Raw genomic sequence first — 26389 nt, forward strand, 5'->3', positions numbered from 1 at the left:
AATGCATGGGGGAGATTACTGATAAATATGCTGAAATCTGAATACGAGCACGGCTTTATCCCTCTCTTTTTCAGAGAGGGTAATAATACTCAGTGGGCGACGGAACGGTACGCGTTGTAGTCTGAGACTGCCATTAAAAGGAACAGGCTAAACAATACGGCAGGCGTCAGCTTCCCAACGGTAACCGACGCCGTAAACGGCGCGGATAAATGACTGTTCGGCGTCGAGAGATTCCAGTTTGCGGCGCAGGTTTTTAATGTGGCTGTCGATAGTTCGGTCAGTTACCACGCGGTAGTCGTCGTAAAGATGATTGAGCAATTGTTCGCGGGAGAATACTTTACCCGGTTCATGGGAGAGCGTTTTCAGCAGACGAAATTCCGCAGGCGTCAGGTCAAGCATTTTGCCACGCCATGAAGCCTGAAAACGACCTTCGTCGATAATCAACGGATTTTCGGCATCCTGTTGCTGCAACTCGCGCTGCGGTTTGCAGCGGCGCAAAATGGTTTTGACGCGCGCCACTACTTCACGCGGGCTGTACGGCTTGCAGATATAGTCATCAGCACCAATTTCCAGCCCCAGCAGGCGATCGATCTCTTCGATTTTCGCCGTCACCATCACAATTGGGACATCGGAAAAACGACGAATTTCCCGGCACAGCGTCAGACCATCGGTGCCTGGGAGCATCAGATCCAACAGGATCAGATCCGGCGGCGTCTGGCGCACGTACGGCAGTACCTGATCGCCGTGGCTGATAAGTATTGGCGCGTAGCTCGCGGCACGCAGATAATCAATGAGCAACTGCCCCAGCTTGGGTTCATCTTCCACGATCAAAATACGCGGCGTGTTTTCGTCGATAGGTAACTCGGTCATACTTCTCTCTGTAAATCCCGTTCCAGCGGTAACTCTACTGTAATGCTTACCCCGCCAAAAGGCGAATGGGCGGCAACAATGCGGCCATTATGCGCTTCAACAATGTTCAGGCAAATCGCCAGCCCCAGCCCGGAACCGCCGCTGGCACGGTTGCGGGAACCTTCGGTGCGATAAAAACGCTCAAACAGTTTTTGCAGCTGATCATCACTGACGCCCGGCGCGCTGTCGGCAAAGGTCAGGCGCACCGTTTTATCGTGCTGCTCGGCAGAGATTTGCAGGCTGCCGCCGCTGTCGGTGTAGCGCAGGCTGTTTTCCAGTAAATTATTGAACAACTGCATTAAACGGTCGCGATCGCCAAATACGGTAATGCTGTCTGGCAGGGAAAATTGCAGTTTCAGGCCACGGCTGGCGAATCGTTCGCGAAATGCGCCGCCCGCCACTTCCAGCAGTGGGATCAAATCTACCGGTGCTTTTTGGTAGGCGAGAGCGCCCTCATCAGACATCGACAACTGATGGAGATCGTCAACCAGTTTGGTCAGTGTGCCGACCTCCGCCTGTAAAGACGCCACCGTCTCCGGCGTGAATTTACGCACGCCATCCTGAATGGCTTCCAGTTCACCGCGCAGCACCGCTAATGGCGTACGCAGTTCGTGAGAAATATCGGCCATAAAATCGCGGCGCATTTGCTGGTTTTTCTCCAGCGTGCTGGCAAGCTGGTTGAAGTCTTGTGCCAGTTTCCCCAGTTCATCTTCGCTGGTGGGCGTCACGCGAGTGGTGAAATCGCCCGCCGCCAGTTTGTGCGTGCCGTCAACTAACCGTTTTACCGGAGCCAGCAAACCGCGTGCCAGTGGAAATGTCGCTAGCGCCGCCAATAAAGTAGATAAAGCCACAATCAGCCAGCTGGTTTGCCGCTGTTGCTTATCAAAATTGATATCGGTATTGCGCGTCAGGCGTTCAACGGGGGAAGCGATCACCGCGCCGACTTCCACACCATTGACCAGAATAGGTCGCCGTGTACCGTCCGGTGGAATGGGGGCGCGTGGGCCAACCAGCACTTTGTTATTTTGATCGACCACCCAGAACTGGGTACGCCAGCCGTGTGGTGGCATACCGGGGCCGGGCTTATCGTCGTTGCTATCGTGTTCAAGCGAACGCAGGATCTGAAATACGAAGCGATCGTTATTACGCAGAAAACGCCAGTTACCGTGCTGGGCGTATTGCTCGCCAAGCGCGTCGCCAAGCATTTGCAGCCGTTGCTCATTGCCATGCTTGATGTAATCAATAAAACCACGCTCAAAACTAATACGTACCGCCCAGTGCATCGTGATCAGCAAGACGATGCAGGTGGCGAAGATCGCCAGAAACAGTTTGCCGGTAATGCCGGGCCGCCAGAACTTCATTCAGTGCTCCTTTTGCGCCGCGAAATAGCTACATTTTGATGCGTATCGTTCGGCACTCTGGCAAAGATGAACGCCGGAAGGGCGATAAGAAACGCCATACTAAGCCAGGTGTACATAAAGACAGTTTGTGTGGTGCCGCTGTCGACGCTGACATGCTGCGAACCAAAAAGTCCCAGCAACAGCCCGGCGATGGTGACGCCGATACTCATCGACAATTGCATAATCATCGACAGCAGGCTGTTGCCACTGCTCGCCAGATTGTCCGGGAGATCTTTCAGCGTCAGGGTGTTCATGGAGGAGAAACGCGTCGAGTTGACCATTCCTTGTAAAAACAGGACGAACGGCAAAACGTAGTACCAGCCCAGCAGCGCGGTGGTCATAAACAACAGGGTGACCAGCGACAGACCCAGCGTGGTCGCCACCAGCACCCGACGATAACCAAAGCGATTCACCACCTGCACCACAATTCGCTTCATCCCCATGCTGCCGAGTACCATCGGGATCATCATCAATCCGGCATGAAACGGTGAGAAACCAAGGCCAATTTGCAGGAAAACCGGCGTCATAAAGGGCAACATGCCGCTACCGATGCGTCCGGCAAAGCTCCCCGCCAGGCCCAGCGAAAAGGTACGAGTGCGGAACAGTTTCAGACTGAAAAGAGCTCGGTGGTTATTTCTGGCGTGTAGCAGATAAAGCACCAGTGCCACCACGCCAACCGCCACCAGTCCGGCGATGGTTAGCGGCGACAGTCCTGTACCTTTACTGCCGTCCAGCGCCAGCGTTAATACCGCCATGCCAACCGCCAGCAACAGAAAGCCGGAGAGATCGAAGCGCCGCGTCTGCATGGTGTAGTTCGGCATTAACATCAGCGTGGCGATCGCACCGATAATTCCTACTGGAATGTTGATCAAAAAGATCCAGTGCCACGATGCGTATTCCACCAGCAAACCGCCGAGCGCCGGGCCAAGCAGTGGGCCGACTTGCCCGGGCAGCGTAACAAAGGTCATCGCCGCCATATATTGCTCGCGCGGTACGATTTTCATCACCGTCAACCTGCCGACCGGCACCATCATCGCACCGCCAACGCCCTGTAACGCGCGTGCCAGCAACAGTTCGTTCAGCGTGCCGGAAAGCGCGCAAAACAGTGAACCGAGGGTAAACAACACGATGGCGGTAAAGAAAATATTGCGCACGCCGATTTTATCCGCCAGCCAGCCGCTGGCGGGTAGCATCACCGCCACGGTCAGCACATAAGAGACAATGACCATGTGCATATGCAGCGGGCTTTCCCCGAGGCTTTGCGCCATTGAGGGAAGGGCGGTGTTAACGATGGTGGTGTCCAGCGACTGCATAAAGAAGCCGAAAGCCACAATCCACAATTGCCAGCGGGTGCTGTCGGGAAGATCTGTCATTTACTCGGTTACCGTTTGTTTAGGTTTACGCGAAAAACGCAGCCGCAGACGGTCGAAAAAGAGATATACCACCGGCGTGGTATACAGCGTCAGGAGCTGACTCATTACCAGACCGCCGACAATGGTGATCCCCAGGGGTTGCCGCAGCTCCGAGCCGTCACCGCCCGACAATACCAGCGGCAGCGCGCCAAACAGTGCTGCCAGGGTGGTCATCATAATCGGGCGAAAACGCAGCAGACAGGCCTGGAAAATAGCTTCCTGCGGCGTCAGGTTACCGTGCCGTTGGGCTTCAAGCGCAAAATCGACCATCATAATGGCGTTTTTCTTCACGATGCCGATTAATAGCATGATCCCTATCAGGGCGATTAGGCTGAATGGGGCATTGAACAGCTCCAGCGCCAGCAGCGCCCCGACGCCCGCCGAAGGCAATGTGGAGAGAATCGTCAGCGGATGTACGTAACTCTCATACAGCATCCCCAGTACGATATACACCGTGGCGATCGCTGCGATAATCAGGATCACTTGCGAGTTCATCGTCTCCTGGAACACCTGCGCTGTTCCGGCAAAACTGCCGCGCACCGTCGAAGGCACACCAAGCTGGGTCATTGCTCGGTCGATCGCCGCACTGGCGTCCGAGAGCGATTTCCCGGTCGGCAGGTTGAACGAGATGGTCGAGGCTGCCGATAATCCTTGATGATTCACCGACAATGGCGCGTTCGCCGGTTGCCATTTAGCGAAATACGACAGCGGGATCGCTTTGCCTTCGTTATTGATAACGAACATTTTTTCCAGCGCACTGATGTCCTGGGTATAGCGCGGATCAACTTCCATAACCACTTTGTATTGGTTCATCGGCTGGTAAATGGTCGAGATTTGTCGCTGACCGAAGGCGTTATTCAGCAGGCTGTTGGCAGCCTGCACGTCGATTCCCAGCCGCGCCATGGTGTCGCGGTCGTAAACCAGATTCATCTCCGCGCCGTTGTCCTGCTGGTCGGAGTTCACGTCCGCCAGTTCCGGCAACGTTGCCAGTTTTTTGCGGATTTTCGGCTCCCATTCGCGCAGTGCCGCCAGGTCGTCGGACAGCAACGTGTACTGGTAACTGGCGTTCGACTGACGTCCGCCAACGCGAATATCCTGTACCGCCATCAGGAACAGATTCGCTCCTGGCTCTTTTGCGAGCTTCACGCGCAGACGGTCGATAATTTGCTGCGCCGTTTCGCTGCGTTCGTCGCGTGGCTTGAGGGTGATAAACATCATCCCGCTGTTCACTCGCGAACCGCCGGTAAAGCCGGTGACATTATCCACTGCCGGATCGTCACGAATAATTTTCATGAAGTCCTGCAATTTGCCGCGCATCGCCTGAAACGAAATACTTTGGTCAGCCTGAATCCCGCCCATCAGTACGCCGGTGTCCTGCTCAGGGAAGAAGGTTTTCGGAATCGAGATATATAGCCAGATATTCAGCGCAATGGTGCCAAGCAGCACCACGCCCACCAGACGGGTATGATTGAGCACCCATTTCAGCGACTTGCCGTAGCCTTGTTGCAGGGCTACCAACATGCGACCAAAACCACGCAGTCGCTTTTGCTCACGCGGCTTGCTCGCTTTCAGCATCCAGCCGCACATCATCGGCGTTAGCGTCAGGGAAACCAGCAACGAAATAGCAATGGCGACAGAAAGCGTCACGGCAAACTCGCGTAACAGGCGGCCCGGCAATCCGCCCATCAACAGCAGCGGCAGGAACACCGCCACCAGTGACAGACTCATCGACAGCACCGTAAAACCGACTTCGCGAGTACCTTGTAGCGCGGCCTGTAGTGGTTTCATCCCCGCTTCCAGATGGCGGGCAATGTTTTCCAGCACCACGATGGCGTCATCCACCACGAAACCAGTAGCAATGGTGAGCGCCATTAACGAAAGGTTATTGAGACTGAATCCGCACAGGTACATCGCCGCAAACGTACCAATCAGCGAAACTGGCACCGCAACGGCGGGAATAATAGTGGCGCGACCCGAGCGCAGGAATAAAAACACCACCAGAATCACCAGCGCCACCGAGATAATTAGCGTTTGCTCGACTTCTTCCAGCGAGGCGCGAATGGTGGGGGAGCGATCCTGGGCAATTTGCAGATCAATTGCCGCCGGAATGGTTTCCTGCAACTCCGGTAATTTCGCCCGGATGCTGTCTACCGTCTGGATAATATTGGCTTCTGGCAGTTTGCGGATCATCAGCAAAATAGCCGGTTTGGCGTTGGTCATCCCGGCGTTGCGCACATCCTGCACTGAATCCGTCACCGTCGCCACATCGCCCAGACGAACCGCGCCGCCGTTGTTGTAATGAATAATCAACGGCTGATATTCGGCGGCGGTTTTCAGTTCATCGTTGGTCTGGATCTGCCAGCGATGAGTATCATCTTCCAGCGCCCCCTGCGGTTTACGCACGTTGGCATTGCTGATGGCGGAGCGTACGTCGTCCAGCGAGACGCCCTGATTAAACAGCGCCTGCGGATTCAGCCCGACGCGCACGGCGGGCAGCGAGCTGCCACCGACATCGACATCACCGACACCGTCGATTTGCGCAATCGTCGGGGCAAGCTGTGTTGAGGCGAAATCGTACAGTTCACCTTGCGAATAAGTATCGGAGGTTAGCGTCAGGATCATAATTGGCGCATCCGACGGGTTCGCTTTGCGATAGGTCGGACGGCTTGGCATCCCGCTGGGCAGCAAACTTTGCGCGGCGTTGATTGCCGCCTGCACATCACGCGCCGCGCCGTTGATATCCCGGTCAAAATCAAACTGCAAAATAATGCGTGTGCTGCCGAGCGAACTGCTGGAGGTCATTTCACTGACTCCGGCAATGCGCCCAAGCGAACGTTCCAGTGGCGTGGCAACGGAAGACGCCATTGTCTCTGGCGATGCACCGGGCAGCGAGGCGCTGACCATAATCACCGGAAAATCAACCTGCGGCAGCGGGGCGACCGGCAGCATACGGAAGCCCAGAATGCCGCACAGGGTAATGGCAACCGACAGTAAAATCGTCGCCACCGGGCGGTAAATGAAGAGGGCAAAAAACTTCACTTACGCCTCCTCTTCATGATGGGCAAAGCGGCTTTTGGTCCACAATGCCAGGCGGTCGAACAGCAGATAAATCACCGGCGTGGTAAACAGCGTCAGCACCTGGCTGACAACCAGACCGCCGACCATACCGATGCCTAAAGGACGACGTAGTTCCGCACCGACCCCGGTACTCAACATCAGCGGCAGCGCGCCAAGCAGAGCCGCCAGGGTGGTCATCAGGATCGGACGAAAACGCAACAGACAAGCCTGGTAAATAGCATCGCGCGGCGACATGCCTTGCTCGCGCTCGGCAGCCAGCGCGAAGTCGATCATCATGATGGCGTTCTTCTTCACGATACCGATCAGCAAAATAATGCCGATAATCGCAATCACATCCAGTTCGCTACCGGCAATCATTAACGCCAGCAGTGCGCCGACCCCTGCGGTGGGTAGCGTCGAGAGAATAGTGATGGGGTGAATAAAGCTCTCGTACAGAATGCCGAGCACGATATACATCGCCACCACCGCTGCGACAATCAGCCAGACAGTGCTGCCCAGCGCCGACTGGAAGGCGAGGGTGCTGCCCTGGAACTGCGTGGTGATATCCACTGGCAGATTCAGCGTCTTTTCGGTGTCCATAATCGCCTGCACCGCATCGCCCAACGAATAGTTATCCGGCACGTTAAAGGAGATGGTCGTTACCGGGAACTGATCCAGATGGTTGATGGAGAGCGGGGCAAAACGCTGCTCAATTTTGGCAATTGAGCTTAGCGGCACTACGCCACCGTCGCTGCTGGTCAGGCGAATAGTATCCAGCGCCGCAATCCCAGGAGTATTTTCGGTGTTGTGCTCCAGCACCACGCGATACTGGTTAGCCTGAGTATAAATAGTGGAAATCAGTCGCTGACCAAACGCGTTGTACAAGGCGTTATCGACGTCCGCCATGCTGATCCCCAGACGGCTGGCGCTGTCGCGATCAACATTGACATACGCCACCAGCCCTTTGTCCTGCCAGTCGCTGGAGACATCAGAAAGCTGTGGTAGTTGCTGGAGTTTTTCCATCAACTGTGGCACCCAGGTACTGAGCGCATCCAGTGACGTGGCCTGCAAGGTAAACTGGTACTGGGTGCGGCTGACCTGAGTATCGATGGTCAGGTCCTGCGTTGGTTGCAGGAAGAGATCGACGCCCGGCACTTTATCTACCGCCGTTTGCAGACGGGCGATGACTTTTTGCACCCGATCATCACGTTCATCCAACGGTTTGAGGTTGATCTGTAAACGCGCACTGTTCAGCGACGGGTTAGTGCCATCAACACCAACAAATGAGGTCAGGCTTTGCACTGCCGGGTCCTGCAAAATCACGTCCGCGACCTGGCGTTGCCGCTGGGCCATATTGGCAAAGGAGCTGGATTGTGGCGCCTGCAAAGTGCCCTGAATAATGCCGTTGTCCTGTACCGGGAAGAAGCCTTTCGGAATGAACACCCACAATAGAACGCTAAGCAGCAGCGTGCTGAGCGCCACGCTTAAGGTCAGCCACGGATGATTCAGCACTTTCGCCAGTCCACGTCCATAGGCGGCGATTATCCTGTCGAACATTTTTTCCGAGGCACGGGAGAAGCGGTTCTGTTTACGCAGCGACTCCTGGCTGAGCATCCGCGCGCACATCATCGGTGTCAGGGTCAGCGACACCACGGCTGAGATCAAAATCGCGACTGCCAGAGTAATGGCAAATTCGCGGAACAGTCGCCCGACGATATCGCCCATAAACAGCAGTGGGATCAACACCGCAATCAGTGAGAAGGTCAGCGAGATAATGGTAAAGCCGATTTCACCCGCGCCCTTGAGCGCCGCTGCCAACGGTTTTTCACCTTTTTCGATATAGCGGGAAATGTTTTCGATCACCACGATGGCGTCATCGACCACGAATCCGGTGGCGATAGTTAACGCCATCAACGTCAGGTTATTGATTGAAAAATCGAGAAACACTATGACCGCGAAGGTGCCGATTAACGACAGCGGCACTGCGACGCCGGGAATGATGGTCGCCGGAATATTGCGCAAAAACAGGTAGATAATCATTACTACCAGCGCGATAGCCATCATCAGCTCAAACTGGGTATCGTCGACCGATGCACGGATATTGGTGGTACGGTCAGAAAGTACCGTCACCTTCACCGATTTCGGCAAACTCTCGGTGAGCTGTGGCAGCATCTGCCGGATGCTGTCGGCGGTGGAGATAATGTTAGCACCGGGCTGGCGCTGAACATTCATCACGATGGCCTGTTCTTTGTTCGCCCACGCGCCGAGCCAGCTGTTTTCAGCACCTTGCTCTACGGTTGCGACATCGCCAAGACGAATCGGCGCGCCGTTCTGGTAGGCGATGATTAGCAGGCGATACTCTTCGGCGGATTGCATCTGGTCGTTCGCGGAAAGCGTGACCGCGCGGGAAGGGCCATCAAGGCTACCTTTAGCCGAGTTGACGTTAGCGCCGGTAATGGCGGTGCGCACGGTTTCGCTGGTCAGACCGAGTGCGGCAATCGCCTGGGCGTTAAGTTTGACGCGAACGGCCGGACGCTGACCGCCGGAAAGTGTCACCAGCCCGACGCCGGAAATCTGCGAGATTTTCTGCGCGACGCGGGTTTCCACCATATCTTCCACTTGCGTCATCGGCATGGCGGTTGAGGTGACGGCGAGCGTCATGATCGGCGGATCTGCTGGGTTCACTTTGCTGTAAACCGGCGGGTTAGGCAGATCGCTCGGCAACAGGTTAGTGGCGGCGTTAATCGCGGCCTGCACTTCCTGCTCGGCGACATCCAGCGGTAATGTTAGCTGGAACTGCAAAGTGATAACTGACGCACCGCCGGAACTTTGCGACGACATCTGTTTCAGGCCGGACATCTGCCCAAACTGGCGTTCGAGCGGCGCGGTAACGGCGGAGGTCATGACATCCGGGCTGGCGCCAGGGTAGAGGGTGACCACCTGAATAGTCGGATAATCCACTTCCGGCAGTGCCGAAACGGGCAGGGCGCGATAACCGATAATCCCGGCGAGTAAGATCGCCACCATCAGCAGCGTGGTGGCGACAGGACGCATAATAAACAGGCGCGACGGGCCGCCTGTGCTGCTCGGGGGTAACACCTGCATCAGGAGCGCGCTCCTTTTTTCGCGTATACGCGGCTGGTGGCTTTCTCTTCCGGTGCGGTGGCGCTCTGGGCTTCCACCACTTCCACTTTCGCTCCTTCGGTCAGGCGATCAATACCGTCCGTCACTACGTGATCGCCTGCAGAAATACCTGCGCGGATCACCACTTTCTGACTGTCCTGAATGCCCGGTGTCACCAGATGTTTGCTGACTTTATTTTCGCTATTCAGTACCCAGACAAAATGGCCTTCGTTGCCCATTTGCAGGGCGGCGGTGGGGATCACCACGGCGTTTTGTTCGGTGTCGACTAACATGCGCGCGTTAACAAACTGATTGGGAAACAGCGCATCATCCTGATTATTAAAGCGTGCTTTCACTTTAATCGTGCCGGTAGTGGCATCGATTTGGTTATCGAGACTTAACAGCGTGCCTTCACTTAATTTCTTCGAGTTAGTGCGATCCCAGGCTTCAACCACCAGTGGTTTTCCGGCTTTTTGTGCCTGCACAACGGTAGCGATATCGCTTTCCGGCAGGGTAAAGACTAAATCGATAGGATGCGTCTGGGTGATCACCACAATCCCGGTGGTGTCGCCACTGGAGATTTGGTTACCAACATCAACCTGCTTCAGGCCAACGCGACCATCGACTGGCGCGGTGATGCGGCTCCAGTCGAGTTGTAGTTGTGCGCTGGCGACGCTCGCTTCATCAGCCTTAATGGTGCCTTCGGTTTCACTGACCAGCGCCTGTTGAGCATCCAGCTCCTGGCGGGAGACGAGATTAGTTTTTGCCAGTTGTTGATAACGCGCCAGGTCACGGCGGGCGTTGGCAAGCGTGGCTTTATCTTTTGCCAGTTGGCCCTGGGCTTGTGCTAATGCAACTTTGAACTGGCTGGGGTCAATTTCTGCCAGCAAATCGCCTGCTTTGACCTGCTGGCCTTCCTGGAAATGTAACGCCATCAGTTGACCATCTACGCGACTGCGCACCGTAACGGTGTTAGCAGCGGTAATAGTGCCAAGCCCGGTAAGGTAACGCGGAACTGCCTGTTCTACGGCGGTCGCCGCCTGAACCGGGGCTAATGGGCCGGAACGCATACCACGGCGACCACTCGCAGGTGGATGTTGCGCTTGTTTCGTCGCACCTGGTGCTGCGCTCTGGGATTCATTGCGGCCTTGCCAGAACCAGAATGCGGCGATGGCGGCGATAACCACCACGATTACGATTACCCAACGGGATTTATAACTGCCTTTCATCGTTAAGAGTTTCTCTTCCTGAAACGTTTCGCGGAATGATACTAGTGTAGCCAGCCAATAAGGGCGAAAAATGGAGGAATTATGAAACAGTTTCGGGAATCGTCTGAATGACGGTGCGCTTTGCGAGCATGCATCCAGTAATGACACAGGAAACTATTTTATTCGCAGGTTAGCGATAGACTGCGTACATGGCAATAAGGAGGTAACCCGAAGATTTCAGCGGGATGCTGAAACGGGAAAGCCCCTCCCGAGGAAGGGGCCTTAAATAAGGAAAGGGTCATGATGAAGATACTCATCATCGTGGTGCTCTTAGTGATTAGCTACCCAGCATACTAAGACTACCAGGGCGGGGGAAACCCCGCTCTACCCTCACTCCTGAAAGTATGCCTTCACGATAAGATTGTCAATCTGCAGGCTTTGCAGTCTGCGATCCTGCCAGCAAATATTCTTTGCGAGACGTTACGCAATAATCACGGGTGAAACTATTTTGTTCACGCGTTAGCGATAGACTACGTGCATGGCGAAAGGATGTAAGCCGACGATTTCAGCGGGACGCTGAAACGGGAAAGCCCCTCCCGAGGAAGGGGCCTTAAATAAGGAAAGGGTCATGATGAAGCTACTCATCATCGTGGTGCTCTTAGTCATAAGCTTCCCCGCTTACTAAGACTACCAGGGCGGGGGAAACCCCGCTCTACCCTCACTCCTGAAAGTATGCCTTCACGATAAGATTGTCAATCCGCAGGCTTTGTAGTCTGCGATCCTGCCAGCAAATATTCTTTGCGAGTCGTTACGCAATAATCACAGAGGAAACTATTTTATCCGCAAGTCAGCGATAGACTGCATACAGGGCGAAAGGAGGTAAGCCGACGATTTCAGCGGGACGCTGAAACGGGAAACCCTCTCCCGGAGAAGAGGGCTTTTAATAAGGAAAGGGTTATGATGAAGCACGTCATCATACTGGTGATACTCTTAGTGATTAGCTTCCAGGCTTACTAAGAACACCAGGGGGAGGGGGAAACCTCTCCCTAACCCTCACTCCTGAAATTATGTCACTCCGCCCTTAGTGTCAATCGACGGCTCTCCGTTCTTGCGAGGCGAATAGCAAAATTATCTGCGCCACCGGGCCTAATTCTGAAAATGTCTTCGTTTGCTCTTATTTCATTATTGCAGTCGGTATGATACCGGACCTCAATAACTCTCTAAGAAAGGACCTCTTATGAGCGAACAAATCACGTTTGCTACCAGCGATTTTGCCAGTAACCCGGAACCACGTTGCCCCTGCATTTTGCTGCTGGATGTTTCTGGCTCGATGAGCGGCAGACCCATTAATGAACTTAACGCCGGATTGGTTACCTTTCGCGATGAGCTGCTTGCCGATTCGCTGGCTTTAAAAAGAGTGGAACTCGGCATTGTGACGTTCGGCCCGGTGCATGTGGAACAACCCTTTACCAGCGCCGCTAATTTTTTCCCACCTATCCTGTTTGCTCAGGGCGATACGCCAATGGGCGCCGCCATTACCAAAGCCCTGGATATGGTTGAAGAGCGGAAACGTGAGTACCGCGCCAATGGCATTTCGTATTATCGTCCGTGGATTTTCCTGATCACCGATGGCGCACCAACCGATGAGTGGCAGGCTGCCGCCAACAAAGTGTTTCAGGGGGAAGAAGATAAAAAGTTTGCCTTCTTTACCATCGGTGTTCAGGGGGCGGATATGAAGACCCTGGCACAAATCAGCGTCCGTCAGCCTTTGCCATTGCAGGGATTACAATTCCGTGAACTGTTTAGCTGGTTATCCAGTTCGTTACGTTCGGTTTCCCGCTCCACGCCGGGAACGGAAGTTGTACTGGAAGCACCAAAAGGCTGGACGTCAGTGTGAGTTGGCGTCTGGTCTATGCATCAGCCGTCGGAACGTCGCACATCAGCGCTGATTTGCCTTGTCAGGATGCCTGCCAGATGCAGGCTGCCTGGTTAAACGACCAGCAACCATTACTGGTGATGTTTCTTGCTGATGGTGCAGGCAGCGTCTCGCAGGGGGGCGAAGGCGCGATGCTCGCCGTCAATGAAGCGATGGCTTATATGTCGCAAAAAGTGCAGGGCGGGGAATTGGGGCTCAATGATGTCCTCGCAACGGATATTGTGCTGACCATTCGTCAGCGACTTTTTGCCGAGGCGGAAGCCAAAGAATTAGCGGTTCGCGATTTTGCCTGCACGTTTTTGGGATTGATTTCATCGGCTAATGGCACCTTGATTATGCAGATTGGCGATGGCGGCGTGGTGGTAGATTTTGGGCATGGTCTGCAACTGCCTCTCACGCCGATGGTAGGTGAATATGCCAATATGACGCACTTCATTACCGATGAAGATGCCGTTTCCAGACTGGAAACTTTCACCAGCACTGAGCATGCGCATAAAGTTGCAGCATTTACGGATGGTATCCAGCGACTGGCGTTAAATATGCTGGATAATTCTCCGCACGTGCCTTTCTTTACCCCGTTTTTCAATGGACTGGCGTCAGCAACGCGGGAACAACTCGATTTATTACCTGAATTGTTAAAGCAGTTTTTGTCCAGCCCGGCGGTAAATGAGCGTACCGATGATGATAAAACGTTAGCACTGGCACTGTGGACAGAATGAACATCGCATGGCGGTTGAAGTCAACAGATCAACCGCCAGTTTAAGCAATCAATATAACGGCTGATTAGCGAACTAATTTTGCTCTTAGCTCGTCGGCTTCTTCTTTTGGATAGGTGACCAATAAAGGATCAATGGTATAACCACCGTAAATTTTATCCCCACGGGTATACATCCAGTCTGAAATATCTTCTTTCTTTATTTTCCACTCCTGGCCATATTCTACGTTTGTAACAATACCGGGGTCATTGTTTATTATTCCAGTAAACATACCGTCAGCATAAGAGATCTCTGTTAGCCAGAAATGCTCGGTTCTTCCGTGATCGGTTATCGGTGCTTTAACCGCGTAAGAATCTGCATCTTTTTTATTCATAACCTCGATGAATTGATCGGTTTCTTTCCGCGCATGTTTAATCGCGTCAGACATCGCTTGTTTATCATAACCTCCCGTCACTAACGTATCCGAAACTTCACAATAGCCTGCGGTAGTAAAAAATAGCAGGCTCAACATAAGTAATATCTTTTTCATTTTTTTCTCCAGAATCTCTGTGTAGTAAAAGTTAGCAAAAACCTATGGGACTTAATCATTATCAGGTTGGAATTGAATTGTATCCTGATAAAAGTGCATTATCCTTTTTATTCTTGAACCGAACTCACTTACATAGAAATATCTTTAATGGTTAGTTATCGTTAATCATTAAAATATAATATAGCTACCTGCGAAATATTATGAAGACAAATATAAAAGTATTTACATCGACAGGTGAATTGACCACTCTTGGCCGTGAACTGGGCAAAGGTGGTGAAGGCGCGGTTTATGATATCGAGGAGTTTGTCGATAGCGTCGCCAAGATTTATCACACACCGCCACCCGCCTTAAAACAGGACAAACTTGCCTTTATGGCTGCGACAGCTGACGCGCAGTTGCTGAATTATGTCGCCTGGCCGCAGGCAACGCTTCACGGTGGACGAGGCGGAAAAGTTATCGGTTTTATGATGCCAAAAGTTTCTGGTAAAGAACCGATTCATATGATCTATAGCCCGGCACATCGCCGCCAGAGTTACCCTCATTGTGCGTGGGATTTTCTACTCTATGTTGCGCGCAATATTGCTTCATCTTTTGCTACGGTTCACGAGCACGGGCACGTCGTGGGTGACGTAAACCAGAACAGCTTTATGGTAGGCCGTGACAGCAAAGTGGTGTTGATCGATAGTGATTCCTTTCAGATTAACGCCAATGGCACACTGCATTTATGCGAAGTCGGCGTGTCGCATTTTACGCCGCCAGAGCTACAAACCTTGCCATCATTTGTCGGCTTTGAACGCACCGCGAATCACGATAATTTTGGCCTTGCGTTGCTGATTTTTCACGTCTTGTTTGGTGGGCGGCATCCTTATTCTGGTGTACCGCTTATCTCTGAAGCGGGTAATGTGCTGGAGACGGATATTGCCCATTTCCGTTATGCCTACGCGTCAGATAATCAGCGACGTGGTTTAAAACCGCCGCCACGATCTATTCCGCTATCGATGTTACCGAGTGATGTTGAAGCCATGTTTCAGCAGGCATTCACGGAAAGTGGCGTAGAAACCGGGCGTCCGACGGCTAAAGCGTGGGTAGCGGCACTTGATTCCCTACGCCAACAGTTAAAGAAATGTCCCGTTTCGGCAATGCATGTTTACCCCGCTCATTTGACCGACTGCCCGTGGTGTACGCTGGATAATCAAGGCGTTATCTATTTTATTGATCTCGGCGAAGAGGTCATTACCACCGGTGGTGATTTTGTGCTGGCGAAAGTCTGGGCGATGGTAACGTCGTCAGTAGCACCGCCACCGCTAAAGTTACCATTACCCGCTCATTTCCAACCTGCGGGCAGGCCGCTTCCTTTAGGCCTGTTACGGCGCGAATACATCATTCTGATTGAGATCGCACTGTCAGCGTTATCTCTACTGCTTTGCGGCCTTCAGGCAGAACCGCGTTATATTATTTTGGTTCCGGTGCTGGCGGCTATCTGGATTATTGGCAGTCTGACAAGCAAAGCGTACAAAGCAGAAATCCAGCAACGCCGTGAGGCTTTTAATCGTGCGAAAATGGATTATGACCATTTAGTCAGCCAGATCCAACAGTTGGGCGGACTGGAAGGTTTTATCGCCAAACGGACGATGCTCGAAAAAATGAAGGACGAAATTCTGGGGTTACCGGAAGAAGAAAAGTGCGATCTGGCAGCACTTCAGGACACCGCAAGGGAACGGCAGAAGCAGAAGTTTCTGGAGGGATTTTTTATTGATGTTGCCTCTATTCCCGGCGTTGGCCCTGCGCGTAAAGCGGCGTTACGGTCCTTTGGTATTGAAACGGCGGCAGATGTTACCCGTCGTGGCGTTAAGCAAGTGAAAGGGTTTGGTGATCATCTGACCCAGGCAGTTATCGACTGGAAAGCGAGTTGCGAACGCCGTTTTGTGTTCAGGCCGAATGAAGCGGTAATGCCAGCAGACAGACAAGCGGTAATGGCAAAAATGGCCGCCAAACGACATCGGCTGGAAGCCGCATTGACAGAGGGCGCGACAGAGTTGCAGCGATTCCATCTCCATGCCTCTGCACGGACCATGCCGTTGATGGAACCGTTACGTCAGGCGGCAGAAAAACTGGCTCAGGCGCAGGCTGATTTAAGCCGTTGCTGAGCCATTTTTCAATTAACGAAACACCACTTCCGCCCAGCGTGCCAGCCCGGCGGTGACGGAGCCAAAGTCATCGCCGCCGGCAATTGGAATGCCCGGCAACTGTTCTGCCAGCGCTTTTTTAATCAGCGGGGAACGGGCGCTACCGCCGGTCAGATAGATGACATCCGGTTTTTCCTGGGCGTTATCCAGCGCCAGTTGCACCTGTTCCAGAATCCGCGCCAGTGGTTGGCTGAGGGCGCTTTCCAGACCCTGCTGGCTAATCAGCGTAGCCAGTTCGTCGCTGATAAACGGCAGTGAGGCGCGGGTTTCCGCTGCGCTGGAAAGCGCAATTTTGCTCTCTTCCGCGCTGCGCACCAGGCGATAGCTTAAACGCTGACGCCAGACTTTCTGTAACAGGGCCACTTTTTCCGGTTCGCGGGCATCGCGTACCAGATCGTTAAGCAGGCGACCGTTGGCACTACTGTAGAAATCACTTTGCGCAGGTACGTCGTTGATGGCAACCGCATTCCACCACGGCAGAATCGGCAGGGCGATGCCTTTTTCGGTTTCGCCACCCATGCCCAGTAACGGCATCAGGTTTTTAAACGCCAGTGCGATATCCAGATCGTTACCGCCAATACGACAACCACTGTGACCCAGCAGGCTGGCTTCACGATCGAGACGTGAACGCCACTGCGGCCCCATCAGCAGCAATGAACAGTCAGTCGTACCACCGCCGATATCCACCACCAGCACCCGTTTTTCTTCCTGTAAGGTGGCTTCGTAATCCAGCCCAGCCGCGACCGGCTCGTACTGGAATACCACATCCTTAAACCCGGCACGCTTCGCTGCGCGTTCCAGAATCCCTTGCGCCTGGGTGTTTGCTTCATCGCCGCCCAGACCCTGGAAGTTGATCGGGCGACCAATCACCGCCTGAGTAATCGCTTCTGGCAGCTGCGCCTGCGCCTGCTGGCGAATGTGCAACATCATTGCGCAGACCAGATCCTCAAACAGCGCTACCTGCTGCGGTTTTAAGCCGCTGGCACCGAGGAACGATTTTGGTGATTTTACAAACCACACTTCTTCCGGATCATCAATGTACTGTGCCAGAGAGGAAAGACCGAACTGCACGCTTTTCGCCGTAACATCGATATCTTCTTCGCGGTTATAACGAATCGCCCGACGTAACAGCGCCTGCGTTTCATCGTCGTCTGCCGGAACATCATGATGGCGGTACAGCCATTCGCTAACCGCTTCACGCGTTGGCGCGCAAAGCATTGAAGGCAGCAACGTGCTGTCGTTTTCCATTTTCAGTAATTGCGGTTTACCGTCGCGCATGACCGCCACTGAACAGTTTGCTGTACCGTAATCAAAACCAATAAACACGAAATAATCCCCATGCCGGTGAAGAAGGGGCGTGACTTTAGCGAAATGTTGCCGTCGCGACAACCGGAATATGAAAGCAAAGCGCAGCGTCTGAATAACGTTTATGCTGAAAGCGGATGAATAAGGAGATGCGATGTATACCCTGAACTGGCAGCCGCCGTATGACTGGTCGTGGATGTTGGGATTTCTCGCCGCCCGTGCGGTGAGCAGTGTGGAAACGATCGCTGACGATTATTATGCCCGTAGTCTGGCGGTGGGCGAATATCGCGGCGTGGTGACTGCTATTCCGGATATAGCCCGCCATACTCTGCACATAAATTTAAGTGCAGGTTTAGAATCCGTTGCCGCTGAGTGCCTGGCGAAAATGAGCCGCTTATTTGATCTGCAATGTAACCCGCAGATTGTGAACGAGGCGTTGGGCGAGTTAGGCGCGGCCCGGCCCGGATTGCGTTTACCCGGCTGTGTTGATGCTTTTGAGCAGGGCGTGCGGGCGATTTTAGGCCAACTGGTGAGCGTGGCGATGGCGGCAAAATTGACCGCCAAAGTGGCACAGCTTTATGGCGAACGGCTGGATGATTTTCCGGATTATGTCTGCTTCCCCACGCCTCAGCGGCTGGCAGCTGCAGACCCGCAGGCATTAAAAGCGTTGGGTATGCCGTTGAAACGGGCAGAGGCACTGATTCATTTAGCCAATGCAGCACTGGATGGCACCTTACCGATGACAATTCCGGACGACGTAGAACAAGCGATGAAAACGCTGCAAACATATCCTGGCGTTGGGCGATGGACGGCGAATTATTTCGCATTGCGTGGCTGGCAAGCGAAAGATGTTTTTCTGCCGGATGATTATTTGATTAAACAGCGATTTCCAGGAATGACACCGGCACAAATCCGCCGTTATGCCGAACGCTGGAAGCCCTGGCGTTCTTATGCGCTGTTGCATATCTGGTATACGGAAGGCTGGCAACCAGAAGAAGTATGACGCTGGTCGCCGGATGCGGCGCGGCCTACGGAACGGACGAATTGTAGGCCTGATAAAACGCGTTAGCGTTGCATCAGGCGATGGGGAAATGCTCCCTCAATTAATCGCGAAATAACTGCTATTAACCAGCAAATCCAGAGGCTGGCTCTCGGCAATGACATCGCCATAAATCAGATCAACACCAATGTCAGAAAGCGTATCCAATACCAATGGCAACGCTACTGGCCCAGCGATGGTTTTCACACCCAAGCGCTGGGCATGCCCCTGGATAATCGAAATCAGCATCTCATCCATTAAATTGCCCTGTACGCTGGCGCATAACTCGGCGTCAAGCAGTAGATAATCCGTCATATTTGCTTTGAGCATATTGAATATTTGTAGGTCGCGCCCTACCTGGCTGAGTACGATCCGGCAGCCGGCCAGCCGCAGTTTTTGCACAGCCAGTCCGTGGTCGAAAATTGCTTCTGCCGGAATTACCAAATGGAACAACCGTGGTGGTAATGAACTTTGTTCCAGTTGCTCAAGCAATTCGTCTACCAGAGTGACGCTGCCTAGCCCCGCAACGGAAAGGGGGAGGGCGATGCTTAAACCTTTATTGGCAACCGCTTTTGCTGTTTGTTGGAAAAATTCACGTAATACCCGGCGGTCAAGCGCGTGGCTGAGTGCCGGATCGCTGAAGCTACGGCGGAATGCCTGTTCATCAATCAACTCGCCTTTGCTGCTCCAGAGCTTAAGCGAAATCAACCACAAATTACGCGTTTCCGTGATTCGTGGAGAAGCGATGCCGTGGGCAATCATCATAAGCGGATTCTCTTTAGTCATCCGCCACTGTTCATCGAGCGACATCACTGTCCGTTCATTATGTGCAGTTGCCTGCTGTGGTTCATAAACTGTGACCTGACCACGACCACCATTTTTCGAAGCATAACAGGCGATATCGGCCTGGGACATAACTTCTGCTGCCTGGTGATTACTGTCGTTTATTAACGTCATCCCGGCGCTTGCTCCTACCCGATGTAACCGACCTTCCCACATAAAGTGATAATCATTAATCGCATTGATAATGCGCGTCGCGATAAAACGAGCACTTTCGACATTACAGTCTGGCAGTAACAGACCAAATTCATCACCACCGAGTCGTGCCAGTAGATCGCTGGAGCGCAGCATACTCAGCATCAACGAAGACAGTTCGCGCAGCAAAGCATCGCCGGCCGCATGCCCGGCGCTGTCATTTACTGCTTTAAAGCGATCAAGATCGATAAATACCAGTGCATGTTGCTGATGCGTACTGTGAACGGTTTGCAGCAGTATTCGCAGTTGTTTCTCAAAACTTGCACGGTTCGCCAGATGCGTCAGGGCATCGTGAGAGGCGCTATAGCTAAGCTGACGTAGCATTTTGCGTGCTTCGGTGACGTCCTGAATCACCAGTACCGAACCAATGCTGCTACCATCCAGGGTGCTTAACGGCGTAATACTGTAATGAACGTCATAGCTGCCACCGCTACGGCAGTGGAGAACTACGTCCTGTTCAATAGCAGAACGAGAGGTGTCGGCACTGTAAATGTTCTCAATTAACGGCCCAGTGTCACCAGTTGTAAGATGCAATACCGTTAGCAGCGGAACACCCAACGCCTCTTCTTGCTTCCAGCCGCTCATTTTTTCAGCGACTGGATTCATAAAGGTGATTTTCATCGCCATATCAATACAGACCACAGCTTCACCGATAGAGTCCAGGGTGATATGCAGACGTTCTTTTTCCTGGAACAGCGCCTCGTTGAGCTGTTTTACTTCTGTCATATCCATATTGATGCCAAGCAGGCGTTCGACTTCACCTTCTTTATTCAGAACCCGATTGGCGAGTGCGCGGATATGACGAATACCGTCTTTTACCGTAATGCGAAATTCCAGTTTAAAAGGCAAGCGAGCCTGCAACGAATCGCGGATGACTTTCTCGGTGTGTTCTCGATCTTCCGGCAGCACGCAGTCATACCAAACCTGCCAGTTTGGTTTGATTTGCGGGGAAATTTCGTAAAGTTCAAACATCCGCTTATCCCAACTGAAAATATCCGGCTTCAACTCCCATTCCCAGATACCAATCCCGCCCGCTTCGTTAGCCAGCGTGATGCGTTCCATCAGTTGCTTATTCACCTGCTCGGTGCGTTTTAGCTCGTTAATGTCTTCTATCTGCGCAATGAAGTAGAGTGGCGTGCCATCGGTGTGGCGTACCAGTGAGACGGCAAGCAGCGCCCAAACTACGTCGCCGTGGCGGTTGTAGTAGCGTTTCTCCATCGAGTAGGTATTGATTTCACCGCTAATCAACTTCTCAACGTGTTGCAGATCTTTATTGAGGTCTTCCGGCCAGGTCAGCTGCTGAAAGCTGAGAGCACGCAGTTCTTCCTGGCTGTAGCCGAGAAACTGGCACAGGGCTTTGTTGCTTTGCAGCCATTGTCCCTCAGTACCCACTAACGCCATGCCGATAGCAGAATATTCCATGGCGTTCCGAAAGCGGGTTTCGCTTTCGGAAATATGCTTACGTTCCGCGCGGAAGGCGTACATCACCATGGTCATGATGTTGGCGGGAAGCAGAATCAGCAAAAATGGCAGCCACGGCATATGGCTCATCAGGTACGCTCGCGGCGTGGCAAGCAGGGTGGGATCGGCAGCCATCATTAACGACACCATCATCACTGTCGTGAGGAAGATCAAAAAGGCTTCCATTCGTGGCAGGCGCACGGCGCTCCACATCAGCAGCACAATAATGAAAGTAAAAGGCCACGGCAGGTACAGCATCGAAAGCCAGCTTAATGTCAATGTGATCGCTAACGTCAGCAGCGTTTCAAACAACAGTCGTGGGTTACGATGGCGTAATAGATAATGCGGTTTAAACAACAGGCCCAGCGGTACCAGCGCCAGGGCGCCGATGGATTCTGAAAGTACCCATATCAAAAATGCCCTGAGAGGATCGTCTCCGGGTGTCAGCAGGACAACCAGAACGCCCCCCAACAGAGGTGGAACGATGGCGCTGCCAAATGCAAGACGAAGCCAGTCAGCTAGATTTTGTAGCGGGTTATACCACGGTAATAATTTTCGCAGCAGCATTGCGCCCACGACGGCTTCAATAATGTTGATAGCCGTCCAGGTCATATTGAGCGAACTGGTGGAAAAGAGCAGCACGGATGCGGCTATGTTGCCCAGTGAGCAGGCTAACGCGATACCAGGCCACATGCGTCCGGCATGGCGGTAAAACGCCACCATCATAATGGAAGTAGGGAACCATAGCGGCGCAAGCTGAGTGCCAAATTGCGAAAGCTCAAGCGAGAAAAGGGTAAAGATAAACGAGACTAAACCTAAACTGACGAGGTGAAGCAGAGGATGAGGCAAGGTAATTAAAACACGCTGTGATGGTTTACTCATTACCGCTCTTTCCGCATGGCCAGGCCGTCAGTATTAGTATCTGTGTTTATGCTAGTACAAAAGTTTTACATTTTATATGCAAATTGCTCATAAAGTGACGTAATGGCGGATGATTTGCGCAACTATGCATAACATTTTTCACCTTGCGTCATAACTGAGCAATTAAATTTGCATCAGGGAATTGATCGTCAACAATTAACTCTGAGAGCAAGGCAACGCTATTCGACTGGTATCACGCGGATGAAATCCCTATAATTGCCGCGTTTGGCGCTTCGGCGCCCCCTTCCTAACATCCAGGTTATTCAGGTCGCTAAATTTATGACTGATCAGTCTCATCAGTGCGTCATTATCGGTATTGCAGGCGCATCGGCTTCCGGCAAGAGTCTCATTGCCAGTACCCTTTATCGTGAATTACGTGAACAAGTCGGTGATGAACACATCGGCGTTATTCCGGAAGACTGTTACTACAAAGATCAAAGCCATCTGTCGATGGAAGAACGGGTTAAAACTAATTATGACCATCCCAGCGCGATGGATCACAGCCTGCTGCTGCAACATTTGCAGGCGCTGAAACGTGGCTCGGCTATCGACCTGCCGGTTTACAGCTACGTTGAACATACGCGTATGAAAGAAACGGTGAAGGTTGAACCGAAGAAAGTCATTATTCTCGAAGGCATTTTGCTGCTGACGGATGCGCGTCTGCGCGACGAGCTGAACTTCTCGATTTTTGTGGATACCCCACTGGATATCTGCCTGATGCGTCGCATTAAGCGCGATGTTAATGAGCGTGGTCGTTCGATGGATTCTGTAATGGCGCAATATCAAAAAACCGTGCGCCCGATGTTCCTGCAATTCATTGAACCGTCTAAACAGTATGCAGATATCATTGTGCCGCGCGGCGGTAAAAACCGCATCGCGATCGATATATTGAAAGCGAAAATAAGTCAGTTCTTTGAATAAGCTTGGTAAATTGTGTACCGTTCAGTGATAACCTGGTATGCCCTTGACGTAACTGGCGTTAAGGGAGTGATGCGCGAAAGGAGAAAATGCCATGCGTCTGTGTGACCGAGATATTGAAGCCTGGCTTGATGAAGGCCGTTTGTCGATCAACCCACGTCCACCCGTGGAGCGTATTAATGGCGCGACGGTGGATGTACGCCTGGGCAATAAATTTCGTACCTTCCGTGGCCACACGGCAGCGTTTATCGATCTGAGCGGTCCCAAAGACGAAGTGAGTGCCGCGCTTGACCGTGTGATGAGCGATGAAATTGTGCTTGATGAAAGCGAAGCTTTCTATCTTCATCCGGGGGAGTTGGCACTGGCGGTAACGCTGGAGTCAGTGACGCTGCCTGCCGATCTGGTGGGCTGGCTGGACGGGCGTTCCTCACTGGCGCGTCTGGGACTTATGGTGCATGTCACTGCACACCGTATCGATCCGGGCTGGTCTGGCTGTATTGTGCTGGAGTTCTACAACTCCGGTAAGCTGCCGCTGGCCCTGCGCCCCGGTATGCTGATTGGCGCGCTGAGCTTTGAGCCGCTTTCAGGTCCGGCAGCGCGTCCGTATAACCGCCGTGAAGATGCGAAATATCGCAACCAGCAGGGCGCAGTCGCTAGCCGTATCGATAAAGACTAATTCAGGCCCATTGAGGATACCATGAGACGATTTCTGACGACGCTGATGATACTCCTGGTCGTGCTGGTGGCTGGGTTATCTGCGTTAGTGTTGCTGGTGAATCCGAATGATTTCCGTGACTATATGGTCAAGCAGGTTGCTGCACGTAGCGGTTATCAATTGCAGCTTGACGGGCCACTGCGTTGGCACGTCTGGCCGCAGCTTAGTATCCTCTCTGGTCGCATGATATTAACGGCCAACGGGGCCAGCCAACCGCTGGTACGTGCCGATAATATGCGCCTTGATGTGGCCTTGTGGCCTTTATTGAGTCATCAACTCAGCGTTAAGCAAGTCATGCTCAAAGGGGCAGTCATTCAACTGACGCCGGAAACAGAAGCAGTGCGCAGTGAAGACGCCCCAATAGCCCCGAAAGACAATACATTACCTGATGATGCGGAAGATCGTGGCTGGTCGTTCGATATCGCCAGTCTGCGAGTCAGTGACAGCGTGCTGGTGTTCCAGCATGAAAATGACGAACAGGTTACGGTACGTGATATCCGCCTGCAAATGGAGCAGGACCAACAACATCGCGGTTCGTTTGAATTCTCTGGTCGGGTAAATCGCGACCAACGCGATCTCACGTTAGCGCTCAAGGGGACTGTTGATGCTTCTGATTACCCGCATGATTTAACGGCAGATATTCAACAGATTGACTGGCAACTGCAGGGCGCTGATCTCCCGAAGCAGGGGATTCAGGGCCATGGTCAGTTCAGGACTCAGTGGCAGGAAGCGCAAAAACGTCTCTCCTTTGAACAAATCAATTTAACCGCTAACGACAGTAATCTGACCGGTCAGGCGCAGGTAGCGCTGCTTGAGAAGCCAGAATGGCTGCTCAGACTGCAATTTGCCCAGCTAAATCTGGATAATTTGCTGCCGATGAATGATGCGATGACTAAGAAAAATGGTGTTGCTCAACAGGGGCAAAGCCAACCGACGCTGCCACGTCCGGTCATTTCCTCACGCATTGATGAACCTGCGTATCAGGGGCTGAAAGGCTTTGCGGCAGATATTTTGTTGCAGGCCAATAACGTGCGCTGGCGTGGAATGGATTTTGCCGATGTCACTGCGCAAATGACTAACAAGGCGGGGCTGCTGGAGATTATCCAGTTGCAGGGCAAACTTAACGACGGTGTCGTGTCGTTACCGGGTACGCTGGATGCCACAGCCTCACATCCGCGTATAGTCTTCCATCCTCGGCTGGAAAATGTCGAGATTGGCACCATCCTGAATGCCTTCAACTACCCCATCTCACTAACGGGGAAAATGTCGCTGGCGGGGGATTTCTCTGGTGCTGACATTGATGCCAACGCATTCCGCCACACCTGGCAGGGGACGGCGCATGTCGAAATGACCGATACGCGCATGGAAGGCATGAACTTCCAGCAGATGATTCAGCAAGCGGTAGAACGTAATGGCGGTGATGTGAAGGCCGCTGAAAACTTCGATAACGTGACGCGGCTTGATAGCTTTACCACCGATCTGACGTTGAAGGATGGTGTCGTGACGTTAAACGACATGCAAGGTCAATCGCCAGTGCTGGCGCTTTCAGGGGCTGGCACGTTGAATCTGGCGGAGCAAACCTGCGACACCCAGTTTGACATTCGTGTGATAGGCGGTTGGAACGGGGAAAGCAAACTGATTGATTTCCTCAAAGAAACGCCGGTTCCTCTGCGGGTTTATGGCAACTGGCAGCAACTCAATTACAGCCTGCAAGTGGATCAGTTGCTGCGTAAACACTTACAGGACGAAGCCAAACGCCGTCTTAACGACTGGGCCGAGCGCAATAAAGATTCCCGCAATGGCAAAGATGTGAAGAAGTTGCTGGAGAAGATGTAAGACAAGTTATGCAGATGGCGGCGTCAATTTGTCGCCATCTGTATTTATAGCACTAAGCAGCATGTGGATATTGAACTTCAATACGTTGAATATGCAATCCTGCATGAGCCATCATGGTGATCAATTTATCGATACTAAAGATCTGGATTTTACCTCTGGCAAGTTCAGATATGCGAGGTTGAGTGACCCCTAAAGCAGACGCTGCCTGAGCCTGGCTAAACCCTTGTTGTTCAATCCAGTTATTAATGATCGTTACAAGCTCGGCACGGATCCGCATATTTTCCGCTTGTTCAGGGGTGTCACTCACCGCATCCCACACACTATCAAAGGTTTCAATTTTCATTTTTTCGCTCCTGAGCAAGTTCTTTATAGCGTCGTTTGGCTAAATCAATATCCGATTGACTGGTAGTCTGTGTTTTCTTTTGAAAACAATGCAATACGTAAACCGCTTCTTCAAATTTTGCGACATACATGACGCGATAGATCCCATCAGCATCGCGAGTACGAATCTCTCGCACACCAGGGCCGATAGTTGAAAAAGGTTTCCAGTCGTATGGGTTTAACCCTTGTTGGATCCTGTCGAGTTGATAGCCAATTTCCTGTCGAGACGATTCTGGAAATGCGCGTAAATCGTCAAGACTGGTATCAAGAAAAGCCAGCTTTTTTCTCATTACTCCATCCTT

Annotated in this window: 21 protein-coding genes; 10 read left to right on the forward strand and 11 right to left on the reverse strand. The window is 52.7% G+C overall.

Annotation, left to right across the window (positions count from 1 at the left end; all coding sequences use genetic code 11):
* Positions 1 to 147: 147 nt before the first annotated feature.
* The 6 genes from baeR to mdtA are packed head-to-tail and all read right to left on the reverse strand — an operon-like array spanning position 148 to position 11130.
* Positions 148 to 870, reverse strand: coding sequence for a two-component system response regulator BaeR (gene baeR / locus FEK66_RS11880; protein WP_130206968.1), 723 nt, complete (start codon positions 868 to 870; stop codon positions 148 to 150).
* Complete coding sequence (gene baeS, locus FEK66_RS11885; RefSeq protein ID WP_135407303.1) at positions 867 to 2270, reverse strand: two-component system sensor histidine kinase BaeS; 1404 nt, start codon at positions 2268 to 2270, stop codon at positions 867 to 869. Before baeS ends, baeR begins: the two co-directional genes overlap by 4 nt.
* A complete protein-coding gene (locus tag FEK66_RS11890) occupies positions 2267 to 3682 on the reverse strand; it encodes an MFS transporter (RefSeq protein ID WP_135407301.1) in 1416 nt (471 codons plus the stop codon). Before FEK66_RS11890 ends, baeS begins: the two co-directional genes overlap by 4 nt.
* Positions 3683 to 6760: a multidrug efflux RND transporter permease subunit MdtC gene (mdtC, locus tag FEK66_RS11895; RefSeq protein WP_135494468.1), complete on the reverse strand. Its 3078-nt coding sequence runs from the start codon at positions 6758 to 6760 to the stop codon at positions 3683 to 3685. It lies immediately after the preceding gene.
* The gene (gene mdtB, locus FEK66_RS11900) at positions 6761 to 9883 is read right to left on the reverse strand and encodes a multidrug efflux RND transporter permease subunit MdtB (RefSeq protein WP_135494466.1); all 3123 of its coding nucleotides are present in this window, start codon (positions 9881 to 9883) and stop codon (positions 6761 to 6763) included.
* Positions 9883 to 11130, reverse strand: a complete 1248-nt coding sequence (gene mdtA / locus FEK66_RS11905; RefSeq protein ID WP_135494464.1) for a multidrug efflux RND transporter subunit MdtA — start codon at positions 11128 to 11130, stop codon at positions 9883 to 9885. The genes mdtB and mdtA overlap by 1 nt, the downstream gene beginning before the upstream one ends.
* 279 nt (positions 11131 to 11409) lie before the next feature.
* Here mdtA and FEK66_RS11910 point away from each other — a divergent pair, with 279 nt between their 5' ends.
* The 5 genes from FEK66_RS11910 (at position 11410) to FEK66_RS11930 (ending at position 13764) form a co-directional block, all read left to right on the forward strand.
* Positions 11410 to 11466, forward strand: a complete 57-nt coding sequence (locus FEK66_RS11910; protein ID WP_012767742.1) for a type I toxin-antitoxin system Ibs family toxin — start codon at positions 11410 to 11412, stop codon at positions 11464 to 11466.
* A 271-nt stretch (positions 11467 to 11737) separates the two neighbouring features.
* Positions 11738 to 11794, forward strand: a complete 57-nt coding sequence (locus FEK66_RS11915) for a type I toxin-antitoxin system Ibs family toxin (RefSeq protein ID WP_001386899.1) — start codon at positions 11738 to 11740, stop codon at positions 11792 to 11794.
* Positions 11795 to 12066: 272 nt separating this feature from the next.
* Positions 12067 to 12126, forward strand: a complete 60-nt coding sequence (gene ibsA, locus FEK66_RS11920) for a type I toxin-antitoxin system toxin IbsA (protein WP_010723109.1) — start codon at positions 12067 to 12069, stop codon at positions 12124 to 12126.
* A 220-nt stretch (positions 12127 to 12346) separates the two neighbouring features.
* The gene (locus tag FEK66_RS11925) at positions 12347 to 13006 is read left to right on the forward strand and encodes a VWA domain-containing protein (protein ID WP_000003189.1); all 660 of its coding nucleotides are present in this window, start codon (positions 12347 to 12349) and stop codon (positions 13004 to 13006) included.
* Entirely contained in the window at positions 13003 to 13764 is a 762-nt protein-coding gene (locus FEK66_RS11930) for a PP2C family serine/threonine-protein phosphatase (protein ID WP_135494462.1), read from the forward strand. The genes FEK66_RS11925 and FEK66_RS11930 overlap by 4 nt, the downstream gene beginning before the upstream one ends.
* 64 nt (positions 13765 to 13828) lie before the next feature.
* On the opposite strand, the gene FEK66_RS11935 is transcribed toward FEK66_RS11930, so the two are convergent.
* Complete coding sequence (locus FEK66_RS11935; protein WP_130260020.1) at positions 13829 to 14290, reverse strand: DUF2314 domain-containing protein; 462 nt, start codon at positions 14288 to 14290, stop codon at positions 13829 to 13831.
* A gap of 200 nt (positions 14291 to 14490) precedes the next feature.
* Between FEK66_RS11935 and yegI the strand changes: the two genes are divergently transcribed.
* On the forward strand, positions 14491 to 16437 hold the full coding sequence (gene yegI, locus FEK66_RS11940) for a protein kinase YegI (RefSeq protein ID WP_135494460.1): 1947 nt from the start codon (positions 14491 to 14493) through the stop codon (positions 16435 to 16437).
* A gap of 12 nt (positions 16438 to 16449) precedes the next feature.
* Here yegI and yegD read toward each other — a convergent pair whose 3' ends face one another.
* Positions 16450 to 17802 (reverse strand): molecular chaperone, encoded by a 1353-nt coding sequence (gene yegD, locus FEK66_RS11945; RefSeq protein WP_135404966.1) that lies wholly within the window; start codon positions 17800 to 17802, stop codon positions 16450 to 16452.
* Positions 17803 to 17935: 133 nt separating this feature from the next.
* Here yegD and alkA point away from each other — a divergent pair, with 133 nt between their 5' ends.
* A complete protein-coding gene (alkA, locus tag FEK66_RS11950; RefSeq protein WP_135494458.1) occupies positions 17936 to 18784 on the forward strand; it encodes a DNA-3-methyladenine glycosylase 2 in 849 nt (282 codons plus the stop codon).
* Positions 18785 to 18880: 96 nt separating this feature from the next.
* On the opposite strand, the gene FEK66_RS11955 is transcribed toward alkA, so the two are convergent.
* Positions 18881 to 22198, reverse strand: a complete 3318-nt coding sequence (locus FEK66_RS11955) for a diguanylate cyclase (protein WP_135494456.1) — start codon at positions 22196 to 22198, stop codon at positions 18881 to 18883.
* 318 nt (positions 22199 to 22516) lie between these two features.
* On the opposite strand from FEK66_RS11955, the gene udk reads away from it, so the two are divergent.
* The 3 genes from udk to asmA all read left to right on the forward strand — a co-directional run bounded on the left by udk (position 22517) and on the right by asmA (position 25706).
* Positions 22517 to 23158 carry a uridine kinase gene (gene udk / locus FEK66_RS11960; protein ID WP_064529458.1) on the forward strand — a complete coding sequence of 214 codons (642 nt, stop codon included), beginning with the start codon at positions 22517 to 22519 and terminating at the stop codon, positions 23156 to 23158.
* Positions 23159 to 23249: 91 nt separating this feature from the next.
* Complete coding sequence (gene dcd / locus FEK66_RS11965) at positions 23250 to 23831, forward strand: dCTP deaminase (protein WP_001234777.1); 582 nt, start codon at positions 23250 to 23252, stop codon at positions 23829 to 23831.
* A gap of 21 nt (positions 23832 to 23852) precedes the next feature.
* Positions 23853 to 25706, forward strand: a complete 1854-nt coding sequence (gene asmA, locus FEK66_RS11970; RefSeq protein WP_135494454.1) for an outer membrane assembly protein AsmA — start codon at positions 23853 to 23855, stop codon at positions 25704 to 25706.
* A 52-nt stretch (positions 25707 to 25758) separates the two neighbouring features.
* Here the strand turns inward: asmA and FEK66_RS11975 are convergent, their stop codons facing one another.
* Positions 25759 to 26049: a helix-turn-helix domain-containing protein gene (locus FEK66_RS11975; protein ID WP_000687872.1), complete on the reverse strand. Its 291-nt coding sequence runs from the start codon at positions 26047 to 26049 to the stop codon at positions 25759 to 25761.
* The gene (locus FEK66_RS11980; protein ID WP_131161415.1) at positions 26039 to 26377 is read right to left on the reverse strand and encodes a type II toxin-antitoxin system RelE/ParE family toxin; all 339 of its coding nucleotides are present in this window, start codon (positions 26375 to 26377) and stop codon (positions 26039 to 26041) included. The genes FEK66_RS11975 and FEK66_RS11980 overlap by 11 nt, the downstream gene beginning before the upstream one ends.
* Positions 26378 to 26389 lie beyond the last annotated feature (12 nt).

This window comes from Escherichia sp. E1130 (assembly GCF_005781065.1).
Lineage (GTDB): Bacteria > Pseudomonadota > Gammaproteobacteria > Enterobacterales > Enterobacteriaceae > Escherichia.